Source organism: Gimesia chilikensis (assembly GCF_008329715.1).
GTDB classification, from domain to species: Bacteria; Planctomycetota; Planctomycetia; order Planctomycetales; family Planctomycetaceae; genus Gimesia; species Gimesia chilikensis.
This window is the reverse complement of record NZ_VTSR01000004.1, coordinates 18,834-45,556: the sequence shown is the minus strand read 5'-3', so window position 1 is coordinate 45,556 and position 26,723 is coordinate 18,834. Positions and strand designations below refer to the sequence as shown.

Genomic DNA, 26,723 nt, shown 5'->3' with positions numbered 1-26,723 from the left:
TGAATCCCGATCAGGCAGCCCCCAGCTCCTGCAGATGGCAGACCACAGACTCTGCCAGTCTCTGAGGGTTGTAGCCTCCTTCCAGCAGGCTGACGATACGGCCTTTACAATATTGATTCGCCACGCCAGCCACGAGTCTGGTTAAGCGGCCAAAGTCTTCCGTCTCCAGCCCCAAAGAGCCGATCGGATCCTCTTTATGAGCATCAAAGCCGGCACTGATCAGCACCAGTTCCGGCTGACATTTCTCGGCGGCCTGTAACAGCATCCGTTCAAACAGTTTGAAGTACTCATCACGAGAGATGCCAAAGGCCAGTGGCAGATTCCAGATTGTCCCCAGCCCTTTCCCTGTTCCCGTTTCATCCCCCATTCCGGTTCCAGGGTAGAAGGGATGACGGTGCGCGGAAAAGAAATAGACCTGGTCTTCTTCGTAAAAGAGATCCTGGGTGCCGTTGCCGTGATGTACATCCCAGTCCACAATCAGCACCCGGTTCAGCTTGTGTTGAACGACTGCATGTTTCGCAGCTACAGCCACATTGTTGATCAGGCAGAACCCCATCGCCTGCTTAGAGAGTGCATGATGCCCCGGCGGCCGCACTGCACAGAAGATCCGTTTCGTTTTCCCCAGTAATACCTGATCCACAGCCTTGATAGCACAGCCGGCTGCATACTGGGCGACTTCGAAAGACCGGGGACAGACGACCGTATCGGTCTCAATCCGCCCGCCACCATCCGCGCAAAACTGCTGCACTGATTTCAGATAGTCGGTGGAATGGACGCGTTCAATCTCCTGTCCGATTTTGACCGTCGGATCGTTCTCCACTGTCAGGCCGGCAATCTTTTTCGCTGCCACTTCTTCCATCACGGCCTGTAAGCGTTGAGGGCTTTCGGGGTGAGATCCGGTTTCGTGCTGCAGAAAGGTTTTGCTCTGGTAAAAAACGGTCATTGATCATCCTTCCAACTGGATCTGTTCAGTTCCTGAGTCCGCTTCAGGTCCCCCTGCCACGCAGATTTTCCGCCCCATGCCTGCAGAATCGACTCCTGCCATGCCGGGTTGCTTTGCAGGGAATATACCGGTTCCACGCATTACTACGAGAGCTCTGTTTATAAATTTTGCGAGAAGACACCAGCCTCTGTCAGATTCAGACCCGAAATCGGAGCCAGAAAGGGGAAAAAACTTGACAGCTCGTAAGGTAAAGCGATAACGTAAGATAATACAACCATCGGTTTTAAAACAACCTGAAGTCGCGCTCCGGGAATTCTCTCGATATTTCAGACAGTTCAATTCATACGAGCCGGTGGTTAACCACTTCGATTGTTATTAAATACTAGATTTAATTGGTAACGACACAGCATTTATCGTATTATTATACTAAGTCATCTCCTCATTCCGTTTCATTCGGAACCATTTAAGCGGTCGGTATTTTATCACAGGAATTCTTTTCGGCTGCCATAGAGTTTTTTGCCTTATTTGTGTAATATTTTCTTGAATGTCACGCTCCCAATTGTAGTCGAGAAGACCCCGTAAGTTGTTCCGTGGAACAGGGGTTCGAGCAGAACGTTGAATGAAGGAACTTTCCGTGCGACAATCCAGATGCTCGTATGAGGCCTTTTCAGTAACTGAAGTGCCAGCCGCCAGAATTACTGGTTTCTTTCTGCTGGTTGCCGGATTATTCTTCGCAGACAGCTCCCTGCTGTTCGGTCAGAACGAGGCTCCAGCCAATCCACCTGAGGCAAAACAACAGGACGATAAAGCGCTCACTGAATACAAACCCCTGATGACGCCGGAAGAGGCCGTCAATTTTCGCAAGACCAAACTACGCGATTTTGATGAGCTCCTGCGGGGAGGAAAAATCAGCAGTAGTGCAGACAAGAAGCTGATTGCTGATGGTGCCCGTTACCAGCTGTACCTGATGACGTTTAAAAACGATCCCAACAAACCCGAAAATGCCACCGACCTGAAAAAGCTGCGTGCCAACATTCTGCGTGACATTCAATTTTCCGGTCGCGTCTCCGGTAACTTCCAGGCGCGTGAACTGTATCTGGAAGAATTAACCAAACAGGCTCCCGATCTGTTCGACAATCATCGCCTGGTCCGTTTCAGTGCAGTCGTGCTGCTCTCCGAACTGGACCTGCGAGATGAAGATCGCCGCAAGAAGACCAAACGGACCGCCTACACCCTGGCATACGCTCCGTTGCTGAAAGTCATCGAATCCAAAACACAACCGACTGAAGTCAAAATCGTCGCCGCCAATGGCCTGGGTCGCATCGGTGAGATGGGTGATCCCAGTAATGCTCTGCGTGTTAAAATTGCTGAAGCCCTGATTCCCCAACTCAAGAACTCGATTCAGGAACATTCCTGGTATCAGCGGAGCCTGGTCGATGCATTGGGATCCCTGGGAATTACCGACAACCTGGCGCGTCAGCCTGTTGTTGTCGATGCCTTACTGGACGCCATGAAAAACCCGAAGCGAACCTGGGGAGTCCGTTCTGCAGCCGCCTATAATATTGGTAAGCTGCCTCTCAATTCCCGTTCCGACATTAAATTAATTACGTACTCCATTGTGGATCTGACCCGCAAAATGGTAACGGAGTACAATAAGAATAATAATGCCCGGTTCTGGAAACGCTGTTTCTGGAATGTCTACCTGGCATTCAAACCGGCCAATCAGGGTTCTGAAGAGGGTTTGACACAGAAAAAAGTCAACCAGACAGTCGTCAACGATGCTTACAAGCAGATCATCAAACCGGTGGCGACCATTGTTCAGCCCGGCAATCCTCCCAAAATCGCCGCGGATGTCACCAAGTCGATGGATGACTGGCTGAAAAAGAACCTGCCTAAAAACTTCCGGGTCGCTCCCGTTCAGGTCAAACCCAATAATCAGCAGGTTGCAGAAGGTAATTAACCGCTCGCTGCTTAGCTGCTGCCAGGTTGAAACTCCGCGAAAATTCTCTTTCCCGCAGATCAAATCAGAAATCAGATCGCTGCATTTTGTATTGAGATCCGCTAGACTGTCTGTATGAAAATTACAGACGTTCGCGCAATACAACCCGTGGGAAAGAACTCTCCCCCCGACTGGCGTACCAGCCTGGGACAGATTCTGGTTGCCATCGATACCGACACTGGTCTCACAGGATATGGAGTCGGCGGCGGCGGACTGGCAGGGATTCACGTCGTCAAAACCGTCTTGCGTGACCTGCTCCTCGGTCAAAGCCCCGAAGATATCTCCCGGCTCTGGAATGAAATGTATCAGTCCACGCTGGCCTTCGGACGCAAAGGCCTGGCTATCATGGCCATCAGCGGCGTTGACCTGGCTTTATGGGACCTCAAGGGGAAAGCCGAGAAAGTACCCGTAGTTTCACTTCTGGGCGGCCAACCGGGTCAGCAGCTTCCCACTTATTGCACCGTCTGGAATACCCAGGATCTGGAGTCGATTGACTCCCACGCCGGCTATAAACTGCATCTGGGAAAAGTTTCCAATGCCGGCCAACAGGATGAAATGATCCAGGCTATTGAAACCGCCCGAACTCTGATCGGCCCCGATCCCCTGCTGATGGTAGATGCCTGGATGAAGTGGACGGTGGAATCAACCATTGCCATTTCCCGGGCGATCGAGCCTTTTCAAATCGACTGGATTGAAGAGCCGCTCTCTCCCGATGATCTGGCCGGTTATGCACAACTCAGCGAAGAGTCGGCCGTCCCCATTGCAGGAGGCGAACATGAATTCACAGCAGCAGCGTTTACTCAACTGATCGACCAGAAATTGCACACCGTTTTGCAACCCGATGTCTGCTGGTGTGGCGGTTTGACGGAATTGATCAAAATCTACAAGATGGCTAATCGTGCCAGCCTGCGTGTCTGTCCCCATCGCGGTGCGGAAATCTGGGCTCTGCATGCCATCGCAGCACTGGATCCTCACCCGTTAGCTGAAACTGGACGGCCCTGGATGACCTGGGTCGCTGGTCAGCCTGAAATCGACGGGGGGCTGATCTCTGTTACAGATCGACCCGGCTGGGGACTGACATTTGACGAACAGTCTCTTGAACTGGTTTACTGATATATTTAAAACGAATTCGATTCTTCTGCCTGTGAAAGCACGTTTCTATATGAACCTGTATCCTCACCTGACCAGCGTTATTGTATTTTGTCTTGTTGCCTCTCCGATGATCAGCGCCGGCTGCGCAGAGGAGCAACCTGCTGAGCCAGAGGCCCAGGTCACCAGGGAAGATCCTCCGATTCCCACCGCCCCACCTACTCCCGTCGTATTGACTGAAGAAGACATTCATGAGCGACTGAAGAAAGACAACCCCAAGTATCAGAACACAGCTGAATTTGGTAAACGCCAGGGAAAAATCATTTCGGTGAATCTGTTCAATATGAACGTCGAAAACATTTCGGCGCTCAAAGGTCTCGAACTGGAATATCTGGATCTGACCAACTGCCCGGTAAGTGACTTGAGTCCCATCAAAGGCATGAAACTGGAGCAACTCTTCCTGGAAGGAACCTATGTCACAGACCTGCGGCCCCTGCAGGGAATGCCGTTACAGGTTCTTCGCATGGAACACACGCCTGTCTCCGATATTGCACCTCTGGAGGGCATGCCGCTGAATCAGCTGAATCTGTTCGACACTAAAGTAAAAGACCTGAGTCTGATTAATACGCTTCCGCTGAGAACCCTCTGGATTCCCAAAACAGAGATCTCTGACATCAGCCCGCTGAAAGGGATGCTGCTGGAAAGCCTGGACTTTGAGAAAACCAAAGTTTCCGATCTGACCCCTTTGAGAGGGATGCAGATCCTGCGTTTGAATATGACGGGATCTGAAGTGACCGATTTAACTCCATTGAAAGGCATGCCTCTCCAACGTCTGATTTTCACCCCGTCGAAAATCACAAAAGGCATCGAAGTGATCAGGGACAGCCCTACTCTGCAGGGCATCGGCACAAACTTTGACAATGTGAAAGCAGCCGCTGAATTCTGGCAGGACTACGATGCCGGCAAATTCAAAAAGCAGGAATAGCCACAACACTCAGTCGATAAGCTGAGGCTGTTTCTCTTTAAACAGTTCTGACTTCCAGATCCCGAGTCGGTGTAGCCAGTACTGCAGCATGACGTTGAGCGTCAACAGACCATACTGGGCGCTGCGTTTGAAGTTGATGCTGGAGGCTTCGTCGAAATACCGCACGGGAACCGGGATATCGCTGATCTTAAAGCCGAACCGAACCGACTGCGCCAGGAACTGGCTGTCGAATACAAAATCGTCCGAGTTTTTTTCAAAGGGGACTTTTTCCAGCACGGCGCGACTGTAAGCACGAAACCCGCTGTGAAAGTCTCCCAGGTTCTGTCCCAGGGCAATATTTTCGATGATTGTCAGAAACCGGTTCGCAATGTACTTGTAGAGAGGCATCCCCCCCTCCAGAGTCTCTGCGCGGGTTCTGATACGTGAGCCCAGTATTACGTCGCAAATTCCCAGTCGGATTAATTCAACCGCAACCGGGATCACTCGACTATCGTACTGATAATCCGGGTGAATCATGACTACGTAATCAGCGCCCGCTTCCAGTGCATAGCGATAACAGGTTTTCTGATTTCCGCCATAGCCGGTATTACGTTCATGTTGAATGACCGTCAGCCCCAGTTGCCTGGCGACTTCGACAGTGTTGTCGCTACTGCAGTCATCCACGAGTACGATCTCATCAACAGAACCTGCGGGGATATCGGCTACGGTTCGTTCCAGCGTACTGGCTGCATTGTAGGCTGGCATCACAGCGATGACCCGACCTCGTTCAGAGCGGGAACCGGGTTGATGGGAAATCGAATCAGACATCGGAATACTAAACTTCGAATCGGAGACAGAGACTGTGCTTCAGACAATTGGTGCCAGATCATTGTTCATGACATCCACTGCTGAGACAAGCCTGAAAGCGAGAGATTTGAAGATTCGCTCAGACTGGTGCGGAAGTCAGGCTGCAAACTCGATTTCGACCATCCGATTTCGCCTGATACAGCGCTCCATCGGCGGCAGCGACCAGCGTCTGTACACTTTCCATGGCTTGTGGAGTGTAGGTTGAAAGTCCCAGACTGGCAGTCACAGGAATTCGAGTATCATTGAACTCGATGGCAGCCGTTTCTATGGAATGGCGAATCACCTCTGCAATTCGCTCAGCTCCCGCCAGGCCAATCTCGGGCAGCAGGATTGCGAGTTCCTCACCGCCGTAGCGGGCCGCGATCACATTGTCCGACGAACGGATTTCTTTAATCCGGTCCTGTAGAATCCGGGCTACCCGTCGTAGAACCTCATCTCCCGCCTGATGCCCGTAAGTATCGTTGATTGACTTGAAATGATCGAGGTCAATCAGGATCAGGGAACAGGCGGACTGAGCCGCCTGAGCCCGTCCGAATGCATTGTCGATCAATTCATCGAACGAACGCCGATTTACCAGCCCAGTCAAACCATCCTGTCGGGCCTGCTTTTCAATGTTGGCATGATTGAGAACTTTGAGCAGCGTATTGGAGAGAAACTGAGATGCCCACGATATCAGACGCAGCGCTCTTTCATCGAATGGCTGGCATTCCTGATTCGTCAGACAGATCGCCCCGATCCGTTTCCGGTTTGTAATCAAGGGAGATACCAGTGCCGCCCCAATCAGCGAGCGAACTCCATGATTCTCCAACTGCTCACCTGACAGTGATGTATTCTCACCGGAGTTGAGTCCGAGTCGAACGAGAGTCAGTTCATGCTCTTTCCAGCGGGTTTTGACTCCCGCCTGCAGGGTCATGCCACAATCCACAATAGACTTACAGTTTGAAAAATCGTGGGGTGTGGAAAGAAACAGACTCGCTCTGCTCGAGTTCGTTAACAGTCGGAGTCGATCCAGAAATTCTTCCAGCATGATTACCGGAGTTTTAAACTGCTGGTCGGCGAGAGCCCGCAATTCGAGTTGCTCGCGGGTGACACGTAATTCAAAGCGATACGATTCGTAATCCTGATTCTTCACAATGTTCCGTGAAACGCAGACCAGCAGTCGCTTGGCCAGCTTAATCTGCTGCTGTTCATCTACCCCATCGGGGTAGAGATTCGTCGTCAGGAATACACCGGAGATGGTATTTTTATCGTAAACTGCGAGCAGACACAATTTGTGAATCCGCGGCTTGTCCTGCTCATCAAAGCATTGATAAATTTTTGAATTTCGTAATTCCTGCCCACGCAGGATGATTACATTCTGTGTCTTTAATTGTTTGAGCTGACGCTCGTCGAACTCGAAAACGGCTTTGGAATTCCTGGTAATCCCCCGCGAGTCACGTACTTTGAATTCGCCGTTCACACGGTTCAAGTACAATCCCAGCCCTTCCCGGATGGATGGTACATAGCGTTTTAACAGCAGGTCAATAGTCTGATCAAATTCAGACTGAGCGACAAACTCACGCAGGATGTGATTCTCAATCAGAGTCATCGCCCGATCTGACTGGACATCATTCAGCTCTTCTTCCACATCGTGATAATGCTGCTGAAATTCCGCATTTTCCTTGCGGACAGCAGACATTTTCATCGTGTAAACGACATATTGAAGCAGGCACACACTGGCAATCGCTAACACGCTGGCACTGGACGCACCCGAAGCGACGTGGTTCGTGAATACTTCAATAATCGAGGCAATAAGAAAATACAACGGGGCCCTGCGCTTTCTGAAAATCCGGCTGAATGAATAGAATTTTTTCCATCCGTCTTGTGATAGCTTGCAATCAAACCTAGTTCAGAAACGGGAAAATGATGAACACATTTTTCATCACGGACCGGGGAATCAGCAGCCTCACATTCACTGTTCCCTGAATTCGTTATAATCCCGATAAACTGTATTTTTTCGCTTTCAGATCAACGCCCGTTGTTTTCTAATAGAAGCTTATCTAACCCCCTGACAACTCACTTGTTATACAGTTTCGGAACATCCCATGTACAAAAACTTCGCGACGTTCGTATCGAGTTCGAATGCTTCTAATTACAGTTTCCGTCTGCTCTTAATGAGCCTGGTAGTTGCAGTTTCCACGAGCACTTTCGCTGCTGATAAAAAACAGGAAACGGGTAGCGACAAACCGGCAGCCAAAGCCAAAAAATCCAAAGAATGGGTCTCCCTCTTTAACGGGAAAAACCTGGATGGCTGGAAAAGTCCCCAATTCGGAGGAGAGGGAGAGGTCCACGTCGAAGACGGGAAAATGATCCTCGAAATGGGTGTCGATCTTACCGGCGCCACATTTACCGATGCCAAGAAGCTGCCCGAAACGAACTATGAGGTCGAGCTGCAAGCCATGCGTGTCGATGGCACCGATTTCTTCTGCGGACTGACGTTTCCGGTCAAAAAAGATCCCTGCTCATTTATTCTTGGAGGCTGGGGTGGTGCTCTGTGTGGACTTTCCAGTATTGACGGCGACGATGCCTCACAGAATAGCACAACCACATTTCAGACCTTGAAAAAAGGGGAGTGGTATAAAGTGCGTCTGCAGGTTACCGATCACAAAATCCAGGTCTGGTTGAATGATAAGCAGATCGTCGATCAGAATCTGAAGGATCGCAAAATTTCGATCCGCCATGAGGTCGAGCTTTCCCGCCCCTTCGGAATCACATCTTTCGCCACCACCGCCGCCTTGAAGAACATCCGCCTGCGGAAACTCTCTCCGGAGGAAGTCGCGAAAACAGCACCGAAAAAGTGAACTCGTGTTGATTTTTATCAACACGCTGGTGGATTAGCTCAGCGCTGAACCCCGCACAAGAATTCAGAACTCTCTCATAAACCGCTACAAATAAAGCATTTATGAGAGAGTTTTTATTTGGAGAGGGAACTGGTATCAGTTTTGCGAAGTATCAGACACAGGGGATAGAACCTTCCCCTGGTAAACGCTCTCGCTTGATTATCTAATTCATCTCTCAGCTCGGAATGGTACTAAATTGAATTCTCAACTGACCGCTCAGGTGGCTGCACTGATCAGTTCTCAAAGTTTTTCTCTGGTGGAGGGTTCCGATCCTTTCGCACCAGAACTCCTGTGTGACTTCTGGTCGCATGGACAGAAACATATCAAACATCGACGAGCGACACTGGATGCATTCACCCAGTCAGAATCGAAAATTGAAGCTGCAGAGAACGAACTGGAAATCATTTTTAGAGATTTCTTCGCCGAAGAGATGCTGATTAGAGTCGTCACAGCAATCTATACCGCCGCCGATCAACGACGTGGACAATGTCAGGCCGAACCGATTGCCCGGAGTCTGTTCCTTTCCTTTCTGGATGTGAAACGGATCATTTTAAAAATACTGGTGTCCGAACAGGGATTGAGTACAGAGACTCTCAAACGCATCAATGCCACCCGTCGTTCAATCGAGCGCTGGACCGACATGCTGCTTGGCCAATACGTGCAGAGACTGGGCCTCGAAGAATTTGCCCACGACGTAGAACGCGCACGTGATTTTGGTGAGGATCAGTTGTCCGAACAGAATGCCATTCATGCTGCACAAACCTGGAATCTGATTAACGCCGGCCTGCGGGTTTCATTTCCCTCCGGTCAGACCAGTCAGACCACTGCGGACTGGGAGTCCATGCTGGGGGCCGTGCTGGCCAGCTTTCCGGCAGACTGTTTCAGTCATTCTGCGACGATCAAATCACTCCGACAAATACGCTACGAACGCAGCGGAACCGATGCTGAATCATCGCCAGACGGGTTACCTGAGATTCTTCGCCAGCGAATGCTCGGTCTCTCAATCAGCGATGTCAGTCCTGGTAAAATGAGCAAACAAATCAGTCCCTCTGATTCCCACAAGGCTTCATCTCCATCCCCTCAGTCGATCAGTTTTACCCAGATCAGACACCGCAATCAGAAAGAGTCCTCCTGAGAGCAGAACCCGGCGCGGGAATCTTTCCGGAAAACCGGTTGACTTCAAACGGGACAGAGCGGTATGATCAAGCTGTTGATCTTTTTCTGAATCCGAAAATTCTCCGATTTGGAGTTTCTCTGTGACACATCGGTTTGGTACTTTTAGCTTTAATTTTGTGCGGCTGTCATTTTATTCAGCCTGGCACCTTTTTAGCTATTGGTTTACCGGAACAGGTTACCTGACCGATCGAAGCATACACCGTTCATAGTACTTGAACAGCCCCCGAAATTCGATTGGCCCTGTAACCTGCCTGGTTACAGGGCTTTTTTTATTCCCTGAAACTGAATTAGAAATGAGTCAAAGCCATGATTGTTGTAATGAAACCAGGCGCCACGGAAGAAATGGTTCAGGCCATGGTCAAACGGGTCGAGGAAATGGGCCTGAAGGCACACGTGATCGTTGGTGAAGAACGCACCGTCATCGCGGCCGCGGGTATCAAACGTGACAGCCATCAGGAAGAACTGGAATCCTGTGCAGAGGTCGAGAAAGTCGTCCCGATCGTAGCTGCCTACAAGGTTGCCAGTAAAGAGACGAAACCAGAGCCGACCGTCGTCAAAACCCGGGATCTGACTATCGGCGGTTCACACGTAGGTGTGATTGCCGGCCCCTGCTCCGTAGAAAGCGAAGAACAGATCCTGCAGGTCGCTCACCAGGTTAAGGCAGCAGGCGCGACGGGGCTTCGCGGAGGCGCATTCAAACCACGTACCAGCCCTTACTCTTTCCAGGGAATGAAAGAAGATGGCCTGAAGCTGCTGGCGCTGGCTCGCGAAGAAACGGGACTGGCAGTCGTCACGGAAGTCATGACTCCACATCATGTCGACCTGCTTTGTCAATATGCTGACGTGCTTCAAATCGGTGCCCGGAACATGCAGAATTACCACCTGCTGCAGGCCGTGGGTGAGACACGCCTCCCCGTGCTGTTGAAACGGGGACCAGCCGCATCCATCGAAGAGTTCCTGCTGGCCGCAGAATACATCCTCGATCAGGGAAATCAACAGGTCATTCTCTGTGAACGCGGTATTCGTACTTTCGAAACCCACACTCGCTTCACACTTCCCCTGGCAACAGTACCCTACCTGCATGAACGAACTCACCTGCCTGTCGTAATTGACCCGAGTCATGGTACTGGCGTTGCCAGCCTGGTACCTCCCATGTGTGCCGCTGCTATCGCCGCAGGTTGCGATGGACTGATTCTGGAAGTTCACCCCGATCCATCACGAGCCATGAGCGATGGTGCTCAGTCATTGACACCTCAGGCATTCGCCGAGACCATGGAAACCTGTCGTAAAGTCGCAGCTGCACTCGGAAAAGAGCTGGGATAATCGGGAACTCTGGATCGTTTCAGAATAGGAATCACAACATGAAGTTCTGCCTGTTTTCTGTGAGTTATGCCGGTTTCTGGGGTCAGCAGCAACTCAGCCTGACGGAATTTATCGCTCAGGCTGCGCAAACCGGCTACGACTCTGTCATGCTCATGGGGAAACGACCTCATCTGTCACCGCTGGATGTCACTCCCGAGCAGTTGGAGGCCATCAAAGGTGCGCTCGCAGAACATCGGATTCAGTGTGCGATCATCGGTGGCTACACAGATTTCGCAGGCTCTACAGCCACAGAGGTTCCTCTTCTGGAACTGCAGATCCAATACGTTCAGCAACTCTCCCGGATCGCCCGGGAACTGGGAGCTGGCACCGTGCGGATCTTTACCGCCTACGATACGCCCCGGATGAGTCCCCACGCGCTGTGGGGACAGGTGGTCTCGGCTCTGCAGGAATGTTGTGATCGGGCAGCCGAGTATGACGTCACGCTGGCAGTCCAGAATCATCACGATGTGGGTGTTCATTCCGACGCCCTGCTTGAACTGCTCCACGACATTGACCGACCAAACTGCAAGCTCGGATTTGATGCCTGGTCTCCTGCCCTGCGTGGGGAGAACCTGTATGAAGCAGCCAGGAAAATGGCTCCGTATACCGCGATTACCACAAACGCAGATTACATCAGGCTACCACGATATTCTTATCAACCCGAGCTGATCAACTACCAGAAAGAGGAACCCGATCTGGTCCGGGCAGTCAAATTTGGTACCGGTTTCATCGACTACTCCGCTTTCTTCCATGGTCTGAAAGAGGGGGGCTTCAATGGAATCGCCACCTATGAAATGTGCTCTCCCATCCGGGGCGGAGGCAGCCTGGAAAATCTGAATGCCTACGCGGCCGAGTATTTGACCTGGATGAAAACTCATTTACTCTGAGCGTCCGGGATCGCCTGCAGTAGCTGATTCACGAGTTCCGTTTGTTCTTTCGCCAGGTTTTTTACCGGATCTGGAGTCTCGGAAACATCATAGAGTTCGACGCTGGCAGGCCGACCTTTCTTCAGCATCGCCGTCAGCCGATAAGACTGATCTCGCACGCTGACTGCAGAATTCCAGTAGCTGAAGGCATAATCGCGAACCTTGCTTTTCTGACCATTGAGAATCGGTTTGAGGCTGACGCCATCCAATGGAAAATCGGTTTTCCGAAACGTCGGCTGACAAAGATCCACCAGGGTGGGATATAAATCAATGGTCTCGACCAGGGCGGCTGTTTTCAGTCCCGGTTGGGATACCCCCGGTGCCCGGATAATCAGAGTGCTGTTCAAGGCCCGCTCCAGCGGAGCATGCTTGGCCCAGAGTGCGGAATCCCCCAGAAACCAGCCATGGTCTCCCCAGACGACAACAATTGTATTTTCACTCAGGCCCAGTTCCTCAAGTGCTGTGAGAACCTTTCCCACTTGGCGATCGACATAGCGCACACAGGCCAGATAGCCACGTCTGGTCTGTAAACGGTTCTCCCGGGCCAGCGGTCGAGTTTTAGGAAACTCCATGTTATAGCTGTAGAACTCCCCACTTTTGTGCCAGTAACTCGATTCCGGTTTCTCCGGGTGAGGTGCATCAGGAATCTCGATCTGGGAAATCGCTTCCCAGTCCTGTCGGGGCGCGACAAAGGGTAAATGCGGCTTGAAGAAACCCAGTCCCAGGAAGAACGGTTTTGTTCCAGTCTTGAATGCTTTGAGTTTGGCAATCGCTTCCTGCGCCAGCAATCCATCGGGCAGATCCTCATCCTTGTCGACGGTGAACTGCATCAAATCCCGAATTCCGCTGCCGTCTTCTCGACTTCTTCCATTCGCATAGGCAAAAAAGATTCCCCAACCCCGCTTCCAGGATCCGAAGGGGGTCGCGAGTTCATCCCATGCGTGCGGAACTTCGTCCCGACCGTCACCGCTGCCGTTGTATTCAAACACGCGTCCGTCGGCCGTATGCGAGATTTTACCAATACAGGTCGTCTGATAGCCGCTTCTGCGAAACAGTTCCGGCATGGTTTGCGCTCCGCTCGTTTTCTCTGCGGAAAGTGCAGATTTACCGCGATAGAAGGCCTGGTTGCTGCGGGTCACTCCCGAATTTCGCGGACTGCGTCCGGTCAACAGCGCATAACGAGATGCCCCACAGGTGGGAACCTGAACAAAGTGATTTGTGAACAGAACCCCCTGCGCTGCCAGCCGATCCAGCGCGGGACTCTGTACGTGCGGATGACCATAACAGCCCAGTTCCGTACGGAGATCATCAATGGCGATGAATAATACATTGGGCTGCTTTTTCGCTTCAGCCCGAACGGAATCAGCCTGACTAAGTTGTAGGAACGCAAAAGTGCAAATCATCACACTGGTAAAAACAAAGCGCATCGGAATCCTCTAAATTAATCTGGTACTAAAGCAAAGTATCTCGTCGAACTTCCAGTATAACCAGAACCTTCCCCTGCTCGCATCCGCAGAATCGGTCTAGAGAGAATCACTCACAAAAGTAATTCAGAGGTTAGTCATCCATAACCAGTACGCCGGTACCGTTGATCTCATCGTTTTTGAGCAGGTTAAGAGCCTTGTTCGCTTCTTCCAGCGTAAATGTGGTGAGGTGTGGATGGATGGGAATCTGTGCGGCTTCCTGCAGGAGATGCTGACCGTCCTGACGTGTATTCGCGGTCACCGAACGCAGGTTCCGTTCGTAAAAGAGACTCTCCTCATAATTCAGCTGGGGGATGTCCGTCATGTAGATTCCAGCCAGTGCGAGTGTCCCTCCTTTTTCCAGGTACTTGAGAGCGGGGGGAACCAGTTCTCCCGCGGGGGCGAAGACAATCGCCGAGTGTACTTTTTTCGGCATCTGCTCAGCATATTCCCCGACCCAGGTCGCTCCCATGGACCGAGCGAGTTGTCGATGCTTCTCTCCCCGGGTGACCACATACACTTCACAGCCCCGATGTTGCGCGATTTGAATCACCACATGGGCACTCGAACCAAAGCCGTAAATCCCCAGTCGCTGGCCGGGCTGTAGTTCGCTGCGTGACAGAGCGCGATAACCAATGATGCCGGCACACAGTAACGGTGTCGCCTCTAGATGACTGAAAATATCAGGAATCGCATAGGCATACTCTTCATGCACGACAGCCAGTTCAGCGAAGCCGCCGTCCGCGTGATAGCCGGTAAACAGCGATTGCTCACAGAGATTCTCTCTGCCAGTCTGACAGAACTGACACTGGCCACAGGTCTTGCGGAGCCAGGCGATTCCAACACGGTCTCCGATCTGGAAACGCTGACAAGCGGTCCCTGTCTGAATGACACTCCCGACCACCTGGTGTCCGGGAATCACCGGGGATTTCGCTTCGGGTAGATCCCCTTCGATCACGTGCAGATCGGTGCGACAGATCGCACAGCAGTGCACTTTGATCAGGATTTCATGTGGCCCCGGTTCAGGGTCGGGAACATCCTGGCAGACCAGTGGTTCGGAACTGATCATCGCACGCTGTTTTAAGACCATGGCTTTCATGCGTCTGACGAACTCCTGCTGTCTCTGTCAGCAACATTGTCTGGAACATTTATGAGTGCTGCCACTCACAGCCTTTAATCTCCGGCTGATTTCTCGAAGGCTTCCTGAACCAGCCTGATTTCCCGGTTCTCATGATCGCGAATGTCCGACATCAGACTATCAAACTCCCGCATGGCCTCGCTCCAGTTTTTAAACGGAGGCTGAGACTGCTTAAGCCGATCAATAAAATCGTCAAAGCGTGACAGGGTCACTGCATGCTTCTTCTGAAAATCGGGAACCATGATGCAGAAGCCAGGCTCTTCATCCATCAACGGTTTGAAGTAGCCTTCTTGCTCTTCGTCCTCAAAATGTTTCGCCAGTAAATCACGAAAACCGGCAACACGCGTTCCCATTTCACCAAATTTGGGTAAACCATGCTCATCCAGTTCCGTCCACCAGCGATTGAGATCCTTCATGTGAGCCAGAAGCTGTTCATGCTCATCGAGCAGATATTGCAGGTGTTCATGAGGATCTTTCTTTTTGGTGTTTCCTCCTTCGGCCATCATTTTGCGATTATTCATTGCCTGATCCTTTCTCTATGAAATCACTTTCACACAGTAACATCACTCCTGGCCTGGGAAGCAGAACCCTGTGAATCCAGTTCTGCTTCGACTTCCACAATGCGGGAGACCGTTTTCATCACGGCATCGGGATTCAGTGAAATACTGTCAATCCCCTGCTTAACAAGAAACGCGGCGATCTCCGGATAATCACTGGGAGCCTGACCACAGATACCAATCTTTCTTCCGGACGCTTTCACCCGTTGAATCGCGGTCGCCAGCGAATCCATGACTGCCGGGTCCCGTTCATCAAAGATATGTGCCACTACTTCTGAGTCTCGATCGACGCCAAGGGTTAATTGCGTCAAATCGTTGGAGCCGATCGAAAACCCGTCGAAGATTTCCGCAAACGCTTCTGCCTGAATGACGTTACTGGGAATTTCACACATGATGTAAATTTCCAGCCCGTCTTCGCCCCGCTTGAGTCCATGTTCCGCCATGACTTCCAGTACCTTGCGGCCCTCTTCCACAGTCCGGCAGAAGGGAATCATCAACTTCATATTCTTGAGTCCCATCTCTTCACGTACTTTTCGCATCGCCTGGCATTCGAGGCCGAAAGCATCGCGGTAGCGCGGGTGATAGTAACGGGAAGCACCGCGGAAGCCGATCATTGGGTTCTCTTCTTGCGGCTCATATTTCTCACCTCCGATCAAATTCGCATATTCGTTTGTTTTGAAGTCACTCATTCGCACAATGACATCGCGGGGATAAAAGGCCCCTGCAATCATTCCAACCCCCTGGGCCAGTGTATCTACGAAGAAAGCGGGCTTATTGCTATAGGACGCCGTCAGACGATCGATCTCTGATTTCAGTATCGGATCATCCAGTTTGTCGTACTCCAGCAAAGCCATTGGGTGAATTCGAATGAAGGAATTGATGATGAACTCCATCCGCGCCAGCCCTACCCCCTCACTGGGCAGCATCGACAGGCGGAACGCTTCATTGGGATTTCCCACAATCATCATGACTTTGGTTTGCGGATGTTTGAGTTCAGACAGATCGACTTCCTGAACTTCGTAATCCAGTTGACCATCATAGACCTGCCCCGTATCACCCTCGGCACAGGATACGGTAACCATCGATCCGGAGGGAATCGCTGTCGTCGCATTTTCGGCTCCCACGATCGCAGGAACCCCCAGTTCGCGACTGATAATCGCAGCATGGCAGGTCCGTCCTCCACGGTTGGTCACGATGGCGGACGCCTTCTTCATGATTGGTTCCCAGTCCGGGTCGGTCCGGTCGGTCACCAGCACATCCCCTTCCTCAACCTGATCCAGGTTTTCAGCACTTTCCACGACCCGGGCAATGCCATGCCCGATTCGCTCTCCTACGCTGTGCCCGGTTGCCAGCACGTGACCATGCTCTTTCAGATGAAATGTTTTGAGGACCTTGAGTTCCTTACCCCCATGAATGGTCTCCGGTCGTGCCTGGACAATAAACAGTTCATCGGTCAGACCATCTTTGGCCCATTCGATGTCCATGGGACAAAAATGTCCGCGGACTTCTGAATAATGTTCCTCGATCAGACAGGCCCAGCGTGCAAGCTTGAGAATGTCTTCGTCGTCGATGGCAAACCGTTTCCGATCGACCGGATCCACGGGAACATTGCGTGTCATCTTCTCCCCGCCGGTATCATAGATCAGCTTGAACTCTTTCGATCCCAGTGTTTTCTTCAGAATCGGCTTGAAGCCCTCTTTGAGAGTCGGTTTAAATACATAAAACTCGTCCGGATTGACACTCCCCTGGACGACATTTTCTCCCAGCCCGTAAGCAGCATTAATCAGAACTGCCTGCCGAAAACCGGTTTCCGTATCGATGGAGAACATCACTCCCGAAGCGGATTCGTCAGAACGAACCATCCGCTGAATGCCGATCGAGAGGGCGATATCGAAGTGATCGAAGCCTTTTTCCGTGCGATAAGAAATCGCCCGGTCAGTAAACAGGGAGGCAAAGCAGCGGCGGCAGGTATCCAGCAGACTGCTTTCGCCATGCACGTTCAAATACGATTCCTGCTGCCCTGCAAAGCTCGCATCTGGCAGATCCTCTGCGGTCGCACTACTACGCACCGCCACATCCAGGCCGCCTTCGATGTCCTCGCTCAACTTGCGATAGGCTTGCAGAATTTCGTTACGCAGATCCTCGGGTATTTCAGTAGCCAGGATCGCCTGACGGACTTCCCTGCCGTGCGACTGCAGATTGGAAATATTCGCGGTATCCAGATCATCGAGTATCTCTCTGATTTTCTGATCCAGACCTGTCTCCGACATAAACAGTCGATAAGCGGCAGCAGTAGTCGCGAAGCCATTGGGAACCGCGATTCCCCGGGCACTCAGATTACAGTACATCTCCCCCAGCGAGGCATTCTTGCCTCCCACGGAAGAGACATCATCAATCCCGATCTGCTCAAACCACAATACCAGTGGTACCTGTGCCGCCATGCTTCCACTCCTTGTGCTAAATCTATTGATGCTTCACCACTGAAGGTTAGACTCTGAGGTATTTGAACCGTAGTCTGAACAGTCAGAGTGTACTACCTCTGATTATAAAAAACGGATCTTTGCACATCAAAGTTTTCTGTCTGATTCGCCTATCAGAATCAGCGCGGAATCCTCCACACTCATCATTATCCCGATTTTGAACAGTTTCAATACAGATAAATCCCCGGTTCTTCCATGGGGGAAACCATTACCCTGAAACCAACCTGGTTCGACTTGCATCAAGATCGGAAAAAAGGCTCTGATTTGATTTACCTTCACTTGAGTTCTTTCGAGAAATCAGTCATTTTGACGGATCTTATCCTGTAGTCAGTTCAAGCGTATTTTGCTAGGATGCAGAATGAAGGACGACAGGACCTGTTTCCAGCAGGAAGGACTTCCCACCAGATGCAGCAGACAGTCTCGAAGCACGACCTGAACCTGGGTTCGATTCTCTCCGTTAGAGGCAGCGTTATTGACGCTGTTTTCCCTCACCGTCTGCCCGCAGTCCAAAGCGAACTGCACGCGGGTCCGCACCAGGAAATCATCATCGAGGTGCTCACACAACTCGACAGTCAGACTGTGCGTGGCATCGCCTTAACATCCACACGCGGCCTGGCACGGGGCTCTCAGATTCTCAATACGGGACACCCGCTGAAGGTCCCCGTAGGTCAGCAGTTGCTGGGCCGCATGCTGAACGTCTTTGGTGAGCCCATTGATCAGGGAGCAGTGATCGAAGAGGCCAACTGGCGTTCAATCCATCATCCTTCCCCGGCACTGGTAGAACGGCCACCACGTTCCGAAATCTTCAAAACCGGGATCAAAGCCATCGATCTGCTGGCTCCGCTCGAACGGGGCGGGAAAGCGGGGCTGTTCGGCGGTGCGGGCGTCGGCAAAACCGTGTTGATCACCGAACTGATCCATAACGTCGTCGGTGCCCACAAAGGGGTCAGTCTCTTTTGTGGTATCGGGGAGCGTTGTCGTGAGGCAGAAGAACTCTACCGGGAAATGAAAGATGCCGGGGTACTCGATAATACGGTCATGGTTTTTGGTCAGATGAATGAACCGCCGGGGGCCCGCTTCCGTGTCGGACATGCCGCTTTGACCATGGCGGAGTATTTTCGTGATGAACAGCACCAGGATGTCCTGTTGCTGATCGACAACATTTTTCGTTTCATCCAGGCAGGAACCGAGGTCTCGGGACTGATGGGGGAACTCCCGTCCCGCGTCGGTTATCAGCCCACTCTCGCCTCGGACCTGGCAGAACTCGAAGAACGGATTTGCACGACGACCAGCGGTTCGATTACTTCCGTGCAGGCGGTTTACGTTCCCGCGGATGACTTTACCGATCCTTCCGCAGTCCACACTTTTGCCCACCTGTCGACCTCCGTTGTGCTCTCTCGCAAACGTGCCTCGGAAGGACTCTACCCCGCAATCGACCTGTTGAACTCCAGCTCCAAAATGCTGATGCCTCCGATTGTCGGCGATCACCATTACCAGGTTGCCCAGGCCGTACGCGGCACACTCGCAAACTATGAGGATCTGAAAGATATCATCGCCATGCTGGGGCTGGAGGAACTCTCCCGCGAAGACCGTCGGACTGTGAATCGCGCCCGTCGCCTGGAACGGTTTTTAACACAACCCTTCTTCAGTACCGAACAGTTTACGGGCTATGAGGGAAAGTTTGTTTCACTGGACGAAACCCTGGATGGCTGCGAACGCATTCTTAATGATGAGTTCCAGGATGTCTCCGAACGCACACTCTACATGATTGGTTCGATTGACGAAGTCGCCTCAAAACAGAAGGGGACCAGGAAATGAACCTCAAAGTACTCCTGCCAACGGAAATCCTGGTCGACCAGAGCGTCACTAAAGTGATCGCTGAAGCGGAAAACGGTTCCTTCTGTCTCCTGCCCCGGCACGTCGACTTCCTGTCAGCACTATTACCTGGCATTTTGACATTCGTAGACGATCAGAACCTGGAACATTACCTCGGCATTGGTGGAGGGATTCTCACCAAAACCGGATCCGAAGTCCGCGTCTCAACGATCTATGCTGTCCAGGGAGAAGACCTGGGTACGCTCCGCCAGCAGGTCACAGAACAGTTTGAAGCCATCAATGAACGGGAGCGAACCGTGCGCTCCGCTATCGCCCGCCTGGAAGCCGATATTCTCAGACACTTTGTCAAACAGGGAATCACTGCCGATGTCTGAGCTGCCCCCGGAACAGGAAAACGGCTCTGAGATCCCCGGGAATCAGGGGCACCCGCTGCACCTGCATAATCGCAGTCAGATTGAAAAACGGATTGCTTCACAGGAAGCGCGAAAACTGAAAGCCCGTGAAGAAAAGCATCATACCATCTGGTTTGGCTTGGGCATGTTCGGCCTGATCGGCTGGTCGGTCGCGATTCCAGCTGTGATCGGTGCACTGGCGGGAATGTGGATCGACTCCCGCTGGCCTTCCCGCTATTCCTGGAGTCTGATGCTGTTGATTGGTGGAATTACCCTGGGCTGTTTCAATGCCTGGAAGTGGTTACATAAAGAAGGAAACGTGGACCGATGAATCTTCCCCTGAGTATGCAACTCCTCGTCAGCCTGTTCGCGGGTCTCCTGTTGGGGGTCATCTTTTTCGGTGGACTCTGGCTGACCGTGAAACAACTTCCCAAAGTCTCAGCTCCCTGGCTGCTGTTTCTGGGTAGTGCCCTGGGTAGAACCCTGATCATTCTCACGGGTTTCTGGTGCGTGGGGATCTGGTTATCAGAATCATTTCGCTGGCAACGCACCGCGGTTTGTCTGGCAGGATTCATCATCGCGCGGATGGTGATTACCCGCTATACTCGTTCGACAAATGTGCCTGCCACTGGAAAGTCTGCCTGAATGAATATTTCCCCCGATGTCCCACTCTGGCAGTGGGAATGGATCATCCTCAACCGCACCATCCTGTTTACCTGGCTCGTGATGGCGATCCTCGTGATCGGTTCCTGGTTCATCACCCGCCGACTGACCAGTGGCCCCAGGATTTCACGTGGACAGAATCTGCTGGAGGTCCTCGTGATGGGACTGCGGAACCAGATCAGAGAAGTCAGTCAGCAGGAGCCCGGACCGTACATGCCATTTGTGGGAACCCTGTTCCTGTTTATCGTCGTCTCGAACATCCTCTCGATTGTTCCCGGCTATTATGCACCAACCAGTTCGATTTCCACTACCGCTGCTCTGGCAACCTGCGTATTCGTCGCAGTTCCCATCTATGGCATCGCACACCAGGGGCTGCTCGGCTATCTGAAACAGTATATACAGCCTTCGGTATTCATGCTCCCCTTTAATATCATTGGCGAATTTTCGCGGACCCTGGCCCTGGCAGTTCGCCTGTATGGCAACATCATGAGTGGCTCGGTCATCGGGGCCATTCTACTCGGTTTCGTCCCCCTGTTCGTGCCGATCCTGATGCAGGCCTTTGGTCTGTTAACCGGGATGATCCAGGCTTATATTTTTGCGGTACTGGCGATGGTCTACATCGCCTCCGCGACGCAGACCGATCAGAGGCCCGCGCAGCAACAGGACACAGACAATACAGATTCTCAGACAACTTCGACTCACACTCCCACATCATAAATGAGGAACGTCTTCTATGGATGCAGATACCGTTATTGCAGCAGTTTCCATCTTTACCGCAGGCATCACAATTGCCATCGGTTCGGTTGGCCCCGCGCTCGGGGAAGGCCGCGCCCTGGCACAGGCCCTGAGCGCGATTGCCCAGCAGCCCGATGAAGCCAGTACGATTACCCGTACGCTGTTCGTCGGTCTGGCCATGGTGGAATCCACGGCGATTTACTGTTTTGTGATTTCCATGATTCTAATTTTCGCGAATCCGTTCTGGAATCACTTTCTGCAGGCCACCGGCAGTTAATAACTTCAGCAGTACACTCGGGATTAGATCATGTCCATTGATTGGTTTACGTTTACCGCTCAAATCCTCAACTTCCTGGTTCTCGTCTGGCTGCTGACGCACTTTTTGTATCAGCCGATCACAAAGGCGATGCAGGAACGGCAACAGAAAATCGCTGACGAACATCAGAAAGCCCTTGCGATACAACAACAGGCAGCCGCCGAAGTCGCGGAATACGAGGAGAAGACCGCAGAACTGACACATGCCAAAGACGAACTGCTGGCTGAGGCAGGCAAAGAAATTCAAAGCTGGCGAGAAGAGCATCTGGCACGAGCCCGGAAGGAAGTGGATCAGGAAAAAGAGGACTGGTATCGAGCCCTGCATCGGGAACGGGAGTCGTTCCTCCGCGAAGCCCGCGTACGGATGGCCGGCCACATCCACCACATGAGCCAGTGCGTCCTCAAGGAACTGGCCAATGCCGACCTGCAGCAGCAGACGATTTCTGTGTTCCTGGAACGCATCAGCCGGATTGAAGAGCAGCAGAAGCTGAAATTCCGTGATCTGCTCAGAACGCCCGACAGCCGGGTCCTGGTGGAAAGTGCCCTCGAACTGGAACAATCAGACCGCGACCGCATCAGTAAGTTTATCTCTGAATTTCTCGACATACAGGTCGACATCGAATATCGCGAACGCCCCGATCTGATCTGTGGGATCGACCTGCATATCTCCGGATATAAAGTCGCCTGGAACCTGCAGGAGCCACTCGAAGAACTGGAAGAAGAATTTGTCCGTTCCCTGAACGAAGTCATCACCTTGGAATCCGGCGTTGAAAGTACTCCTTCTGCCTCCTGAAATGATACGAGACCGACACAACCTGCGTGAAAGAGCTTTATGAGTATTCATCCTGACATCCAGATTCTGCTCGATAACACATTCGGTAAATTCGGTGGTGTTTTGGAGCAGCACGATTTCGACCCCCGGTTGATTGAAATCGGAAAAGTCACCTACGTCGGTCGCAGTCATGCCCGGGTCAGCGGGCTTCCCAACGTTCAATCAGAAGAACTGCTGCAGTTCCCCAATCATGTACTGGGACTGGCGTTGAATTTGGATCCGAATGAAGTAGGCGTCGTCCTGTTGGATCCCAGCGACCAGTTGACAGCCGGCGATGAAGTCCGCCGCACACATCGACTGTTAGACGTACCAGTCGGTGAATCATTGATCGGGCGCGTGATTGACCCGGTGGGGCGTCCCCTGGATGGTCACGGTCCTGTCTCTGCGGCCGAACGTCGTCCTTATGAACGGGATCCGGCATCGATTACGGATCGCTCCCCCGTCACGGTTCCACTACAGACCGGCCTGAAAGTGATTGATGCTCTGATCCCCATCGGTCGCGGCCAGCGGGAGTTGATCCTCGGAGACCGTCAGACCGGGAAGACCGCCATCGCCCTGGACACGATTCTTAACCAGAAAAACAAAGACGTGATCTGTATTTACTGCGCCATTGGTCAGAGAAATACCGCAGTCGCGAAAGTCATCGACGATTTACGCAAGCATGGTGCGCTGGATTACACCGCTGTCGTCGTCGCCGAGAGCGATGCCCCCCCGGGTCTGCAGTTCGTAGCGCCTTATGCAGCGACCACCCTCGGCGAGTATTTTATGGACCGTGGTCAGGATGTGCTAGTCATCTATGACGATTTGACTTCTCACGCCCGTTCTTATCGCGAACTTTCTCTGCTGCTCAGACGGCCTCCCGGTCGCGAAGCCTTTCCTGGGGACATCTTCTATCTGCACTCCCGGCTGCTGGAACGGTCCACGCACCTGCATGAACGACTGGGAGGCGGTTCGCTGACCGCCCTTCCCGTTGCAGAAACGGAAGCTCAGAATCTTTCTGCCTATATTCCGACGAACCTGATTTCGATCACCGATGGCCAGATTTATCTGTCTCCCCAGTTATTCCAGAAAGGAATTCTGCCCGCTGTGGATGTGGGGCGTTCCGTTTCCCGAGTCGGCGGCAAGACACAACTGCCTGCCTACCGGGCAGTCGCCGGCGATTTACGGCTCTCTTACAGTCAGTTCGAGGAACTGGAAACGTTCTCCCGCTTCAGCAGTCGTCTGGATGAGGAAACGCTGGCAACGCTGGAACGGGGGCGACGGGTGCGTGAGATCTTCAAACAGCCTCAGTATCAGACACTTTCCGTGCCGGAACAGATCTCGGTCCTGGTCGCGATGTCTGCAGGTGTCTTCGATGATATCGATTTAAAACACATCCGGACTTTGGAAGAACGCATCGCGCCTCTGCTCGAATCCGACTTCCCCAACTTGAGTGAAGCCATTCTGGAGGGGAAAAAACTGACCGACAGTGACCAACAGGCGATTGTAGAAGCAGCGCATAAAGAAGTCGCATTATTCACACAGGACCAGGCTTGAAGTGAAGCAGAAGCATGCAGGACTTTGAAACTTTAAAACGCAGTATCGACAGCACACGCGACCTGGAATCGGTAGTGCGGACAATGAAAACCCTGGCCGCGGTCAGCATCCGCCAATACGAACAGGCCGTCGATTCACTGGAAGATTTCGCGGAAACGGTCAATCGCGGATTAGCCATGGTCCTGAAAAACGTGCCTCCGCAGACAAGCCTGTCTGAACTGCAGGGAACCGGTTCAACAGGCATTATTGTCTTCGGTTCTGACCAGGGAATGTGCGGTCAGTTCAATGAGCAGATCGGTTCTTTCGCACTGGATTATTTTGCGGATGATCCCCAGCCAGCGACAGAGCATGCGTGGATGGTCATCGGATCCCGTATCTCCGGGAAACTCCTGGACGCAGGTTGCCAGATCGACTACGAATTCAATCTGCCGGGAGCCGTTACCGGCATATCCCCCCTCGTCGCAGACATCCTCGCAGAAATTGATCGCTGGCGATATGAACGACACCTGGGGAAAATCTATATCTTCTACAATCAACGGGTTTCCGCCTCATCCTATAAGCCACATGCCCAGCAGCTACTGCCCATTGATCCTGCTCAACTCGCAGAGAGTTATACACCCGCCTCATCATCCCGTTCACTGCCCCTGTTTACGATGCCTCCCGGCGTTTTACTCTCGCGGCTCATTCGACAATATCTGTTTGTTTCGCTGTTCCGCGCCTGTGCAGAATCTCAGGCGGGTGAAAACGCAAGTCGGATTGCGTCCATGCAGGCAGCAGAACACAATATTAAAGAGCGGCTGATGAATCTTCAGGCCGAATTTAATCAACGTCGCCAGACCGCGATCACGGAAGAACTCCTCGATGTGGTCACCGGCTTTGAAGCTCTCAAAGAGGAGAAATAAAACACCGACTGTCTGAATATCTAATTTCAACACACTTAACATAACAGAAAGCGCAGTACCATGACCGATCAGCCCACAACTCCCGTAGCCAGCGATTTCATGACCACCCACGTGGAAGTTGTCACTCCCGACATGCATTTGTCTGATGTGATCCATTTTCTGTTGAAGCATCATGTCTCAAATGCCCCCGTGGTCGAGCTTAAGGATGGCAAGAAGATCCTGCAGGGTTTTATCTCCGAACACGATTGCCTGTGTGCGCTCTCTGATGAAGTCTTTTTCGGCTTCCCCAGCCCTCCGCAGACAGCCCGCACCATCATGACCGCGCATCCGATCTGCATTACCCCCCACACAGATCTGTTCTCGATTGTCTCAGTCTTTAACAGCCACAAACTGCGACATCTGCCGGTTGTTGAAAATGGACACCTGCTGGGGATTGTCAGTCGGCACGATATTCTCAAAGAGATGGATGAATATTACAAAAAGAATCTGCATCACCAGGATCACGAACGCATGCTGCGTGACACATCGCAAACCCTCAATCTGCGATTCACCATTGATCGTGATCACGAGTAAGCCCGTTTTCAGAGTCAGCAGATCCGAGGCAGCGGACTCCCCAGGGGGTCCGCCAGTGGCTGTTCCGCTCCCAGTGTGCGTTGCACCGTCACAGGAGCAACACCGCGTTCTCTGACGACACCGATCCGACTGGCCCGCTCCATGCCCGGAATCATCTGCAACTGCGCAACAGCCTCTGCCGCCACCCCCTGCTCCACAGCCAGCAGCATTGTCCCTTCGTTAGCGATATGCAGCGGATCGAGCCCGAGCAACTCACTGATTCCACGCACTTCAGGCGTTACAGGCAAAGTTCGTTCCTCGATACTCAATGTCTTTCCACAGACTTCTGCCCATTCGTGCAAAACCGCAGCCACTCCACCTCGTGTTGCATCGCGCAGACAGCGGATTCGCGTCCCCAGAGTGAGTCGCAGCTGCTCTACGGCAGGATACAGCGAACCCGAATCACTTTGCGGTAGCGGCTCGATACCCAGTTCTTCCCGCACCGCCATCACCGCCATCCCGTGCTGGCCCAGAGGACCACTGACGATCAGTTCGTCACCTGCCTGGAGCTGAGCCGGACCGGGGGGAACCGGCTCCAGCAACTCCCCGACCCCCGCGGTGTTGATAAACAGTCCATCCACCGCCCCCCGTGGAACAACCTTGGTATCTCCAGCCACAACCTGCACTGCAGTCTCTCCTGCTGCTCGTGCGACACTTTCCAGAATTCGTTCCAGCACCGCCAGAGGAAGCCCTTCCTCGATTATCAGTGAGAGGGTCAGCCAGCGTGGCCTGGCGCCGCTGACCGCCAGATCGTTAACCGTACCATAGATCGCCAGCGAACCGATGTCTCCTCCCGGGAAAAATAATGGGGTGACGACAAAACTATCCGTTGTCATGGCCAGTGGTTGTCCGCTGTGGGGTAATCGAGTGGAGTCATCCAGAGACTGAGAAGCGACCGGCTGCAGGATTTTTAGAATCCGATCCTGGATCAGCTTCCGCGACAGCCGTCCCCCTTCTCCGTGCGCCAGTGTCACGCATTCCGCATAATCGCGGAGTGAGACCGGACAGTTCAGCTGCCAGCCGCCTTGAGATTTACCTTCCCGTTCGGTCATCTTCC

At 52.5% G+C, this 26,723-nt stretch carries 25 protein-coding genes; 17 read left to right on the top strand and 8 right to left on the bottom strand.

The features are described from left to right. Window positions 1–10: 10 nt before the first annotated feature. Window positions 11–943, bottom strand: a complete 933-nt coding sequence (locus FYZ48_RS03445) for a histone deacetylase family protein (protein WP_149337564.1) — start codon at window positions 941–943, stop codon at window positions 11–13. A 634-nt stretch (window positions 944–1,577) separates the two neighbouring features. Here FYZ48_RS03445 and FYZ48_RS03440 point away from each other — a divergent pair. The 3 genes from FYZ48_RS03440 (at window position 1,578) to FYZ48_RS03430 (ending at window position 5,016) form a co-directional block, all read left to right on the top strand. Beyond that, window positions 1,578–2,903, top strand: a complete 1,326-nt coding sequence (locus FYZ48_RS03440; protein ID WP_149337562.1) for a HEAT repeat domain-containing protein — start codon at window positions 1,578–1,580, stop codon at window positions 2,901–2,903. Between the two features lie 114 nt (window positions 2,904–3,017). Next, window positions 3,018–4,055, top strand: coding sequence for a mandelate racemase/muconate lactonizing enzyme family protein (locus FYZ48_RS03435; RefSeq protein WP_149337560.1), 1,038 nt, complete (start codon window positions 3,018–3,020; stop codon window positions 4,053–4,055). Between the two features lie 49 nt (window positions 4,056–4,104). Continuing rightward, entirely contained in the window at window positions 4,105–5,016 is a 912-nt protein-coding gene (locus FYZ48_RS03430; protein ID WP_149337558.1) for a leucine-rich repeat domain-containing protein, read from the top strand. A 9-nt stretch (window positions 5,017–5,025) separates the two neighbouring features. Here the strand turns inward: FYZ48_RS03430 and FYZ48_RS03425 are convergent, their stop codons facing one another. Both FYZ48_RS03425 and FYZ48_RS03420 read right to left on the bottom strand, forming a co-directional pair. Further along, window positions 5,026–5,823: a glycosyltransferase family 2 protein gene (locus FYZ48_RS03425; protein ID WP_242022360.1), complete on the bottom strand. Its 798-nt coding sequence runs from the start codon at window positions 5,821–5,823 to the stop codon at window positions 5,026–5,028. Window positions 5,824–5,941: 118 nt separating this feature from the next. Beyond that, the gene (locus tag FYZ48_RS03420; RefSeq protein WP_149337556.1) at window positions 5,942–7,666 is read right to left on the bottom strand and encodes a sensor domain-containing diguanylate cyclase; all 1,725 of its coding nucleotides are present in this window, start codon (window positions 7,664–7,666) and stop codon (window positions 5,942–5,944) included. 280 nt (window positions 7,667–7,946) lie between these two features. On the opposite strand from FYZ48_RS03420, the gene FYZ48_RS03415 reads away from it, so the two are divergent. The 4 genes from FYZ48_RS03415 to FYZ48_RS03400 all read left to right on the top strand — a co-directional run bounded on the left by FYZ48_RS03415 (window position 7,947) and on the right by FYZ48_RS03400 (window position 12,166). Beyond that, window positions 7,947–8,702 (top strand): 3-keto-disaccharide hydrolase, encoded by a 756-nt coding sequence (locus tag FYZ48_RS03415; RefSeq protein WP_242022358.1) that lies wholly within the window; start codon window positions 7,947–7,949, stop codon window positions 8,700–8,702. 235 nt (window positions 8,703–8,937) lie between these two features. Further along, window positions 8,938–9,876, top strand: a complete 939-nt coding sequence (locus FYZ48_RS03410) for a hypothetical protein (protein WP_149337554.1) — start codon at window positions 8,938–8,940, stop codon at window positions 9,874–9,876. A gap of 347 nt (window positions 9,877–10,223) precedes the next feature. Then, window positions 10,224–11,240 carry a 3-deoxy-7-phosphoheptulonate synthase gene (gene aroF, locus FYZ48_RS03405; RefSeq protein WP_145041994.1) on the top strand — a complete coding sequence of 339 codons (1,017 nt, stop codon included), beginning with the start codon at window positions 10,224–10,226 and terminating at the stop codon, window positions 11,238–11,240. A gap of 38 nt (window positions 11,241–11,278) precedes the next feature. Then, the gene (locus FYZ48_RS03400; protein WP_149337551.1) at window positions 11,279–12,166 is read left to right on the top strand and encodes a sugar phosphate isomerase/epimerase family protein; all 888 of its coding nucleotides are present in this window, start codon (window positions 11,279–11,281) and stop codon (window positions 12,164–12,166) included. Here FYZ48_RS03400 and FYZ48_RS03395 read toward each other — a convergent pair. The 4 genes from FYZ48_RS03395 to ppsA form a co-directional block, all read right to left on the bottom strand. After that, window positions 12,154–13,632 (bottom strand): sulfatase, encoded by a 1,479-nt coding sequence (locus FYZ48_RS03395; protein WP_149337549.1) that lies wholly within the window; start codon window positions 13,630–13,632, stop codon window positions 12,154–12,156. The two genes, FYZ48_RS03400 and FYZ48_RS03395, sit on opposite strands and share 13 nt — an antisense overlap. Before the next feature lie 130 nt (window positions 13,633–13,762). After that, a complete protein-coding gene (locus tag FYZ48_RS03390; protein ID WP_149337547.1) occupies window positions 13,763–14,767 on the bottom strand; it encodes a zinc-dependent alcohol dehydrogenase family protein in 1,005 nt (334 codons plus the stop codon). A 74-nt stretch (window positions 14,768–14,841) separates the two neighbouring features. Further along, entirely contained in the window at window positions 14,842–15,327 is a 486-nt protein-coding gene (locus tag FYZ48_RS03385) for a hemerythrin domain-containing protein (protein ID WP_149337545.1), read from the bottom strand. A gap of 29 nt (window positions 15,328–15,356) precedes the next feature. After that, complete coding sequence (gene ppsA / locus FYZ48_RS03380) at window positions 15,357–17,804, bottom strand: phosphoenolpyruvate synthase (RefSeq protein WP_149337543.1); 2,448 nt, start codon at window positions 17,802–17,804, stop codon at window positions 15,357–15,359. Window positions 17,805–18,248: 444 nt separating this feature from the next. Between ppsA and atpD the strand changes: the two genes are divergently transcribed. The 10 genes from atpD to FYZ48_RS03330 are packed head-to-tail and all read left to right on the top strand — an operon-like array spanning window position 18,249 to window position 25,627. Then, window positions 18,249–19,661, top strand: a complete 1,413-nt coding sequence (gene atpD, locus FYZ48_RS03375) for a F0F1 ATP synthase subunit beta (protein WP_149337541.1) — start codon at window positions 18,249–18,251, stop codon at window positions 19,659–19,661. Beyond that, window positions 19,658–20,053: a F0F1 ATP synthase subunit epsilon gene (locus tag FYZ48_RS03370; RefSeq protein WP_145187665.1), complete on the top strand. Its 396-nt coding sequence runs from the start codon at window positions 19,658–19,660 to the stop codon at window positions 20,051–20,053. Before atpD ends, FYZ48_RS03370 begins: the two co-directional genes overlap by 4 nt. Continuing rightward, window positions 20,046–20,402, top strand: coding sequence for an AtpZ/AtpI family protein (locus FYZ48_RS03365; protein ID WP_197993552.1), 357 nt, complete (start codon window positions 20,046–20,048; stop codon window positions 20,400–20,402). Before FYZ48_RS03370 ends, FYZ48_RS03365 begins: the two co-directional genes overlap by 8 nt. Beyond that, complete coding sequence (locus FYZ48_RS03360) at window positions 20,399–20,716, top strand: ATP synthase subunit I (protein WP_198422174.1); 318 nt, start codon at window positions 20,399–20,401, stop codon at window positions 20,714–20,716. The genes FYZ48_RS03365 and FYZ48_RS03360 overlap by 4 nt, the downstream gene beginning before the upstream one ends. Beyond that, on the top strand, window positions 20,717–21,451 hold the full coding sequence (locus tag FYZ48_RS03355; RefSeq protein ID WP_149337539.1) for a F0F1 ATP synthase subunit A: 735 nt from the start codon (window positions 20,717–20,719) through the stop codon (window positions 21,449–21,451). A gap of 16 nt (window positions 21,452–21,467) precedes the next feature. Continuing rightward, on the top strand, window positions 21,468–21,746 hold the full coding sequence (locus tag FYZ48_RS03350; RefSeq protein ID WP_145042003.1) for a F0F1 ATP synthase subunit C: 279 nt from the start codon (window positions 21,468–21,470) through the stop codon (window positions 21,744–21,746). A 30-nt stretch (window positions 21,747–21,776) separates the two neighbouring features. Beyond that, a complete protein-coding gene (locus FYZ48_RS03345) occupies window positions 21,777–22,577 on the top strand; it encodes a F0F1 ATP synthase subunit B family protein (protein WP_149337537.1) in 801 nt (266 codons plus the stop codon). A gap of 39 nt (window positions 22,578–22,616) precedes the next feature. Further along, window positions 22,617–24,152 carry an alternate F1F0 ATPase, F1 subunit alpha gene (locus FYZ48_RS03340; RefSeq protein ID WP_149337535.1) on the top strand — a complete coding sequence of 512 codons (1,536 nt, stop codon included), beginning with the start codon at window positions 22,617–22,619 and terminating at the stop codon, window positions 24,150–24,152. A gap of 14 nt (window positions 24,153–24,166) precedes the next feature. After that, window positions 24,167–25,054 (top strand): F0F1 ATP synthase subunit gamma, encoded by an 888-nt coding sequence (locus FYZ48_RS03335; RefSeq protein WP_149337533.1) that lies wholly within the window; start codon window positions 24,167–24,169, stop codon window positions 25,052–25,054. A gap of 60 nt (window positions 25,055–25,114) precedes the next feature. Further along, a complete protein-coding gene (locus FYZ48_RS03330; protein WP_149337531.1) occupies window positions 25,115–25,627 on the top strand; it encodes a CBS domain-containing protein in 513 nt (170 codons plus the stop codon). A 14-nt stretch (window positions 25,628–25,641) separates the two neighbouring features. On the opposite strand, the gene hypE is transcribed toward FYZ48_RS03330, so the two are convergent. After that, on the bottom strand, window positions 25,642–26,718 hold the full coding sequence (gene hypE / locus FYZ48_RS03325) for a hydrogenase expression/formation protein HypE (protein ID WP_149337529.1): 1,077 nt from the start codon (window positions 26,716–26,718) through the stop codon (window positions 25,642–25,644). Window positions 26,719–26,723 lie beyond the last annotated feature (5 nt).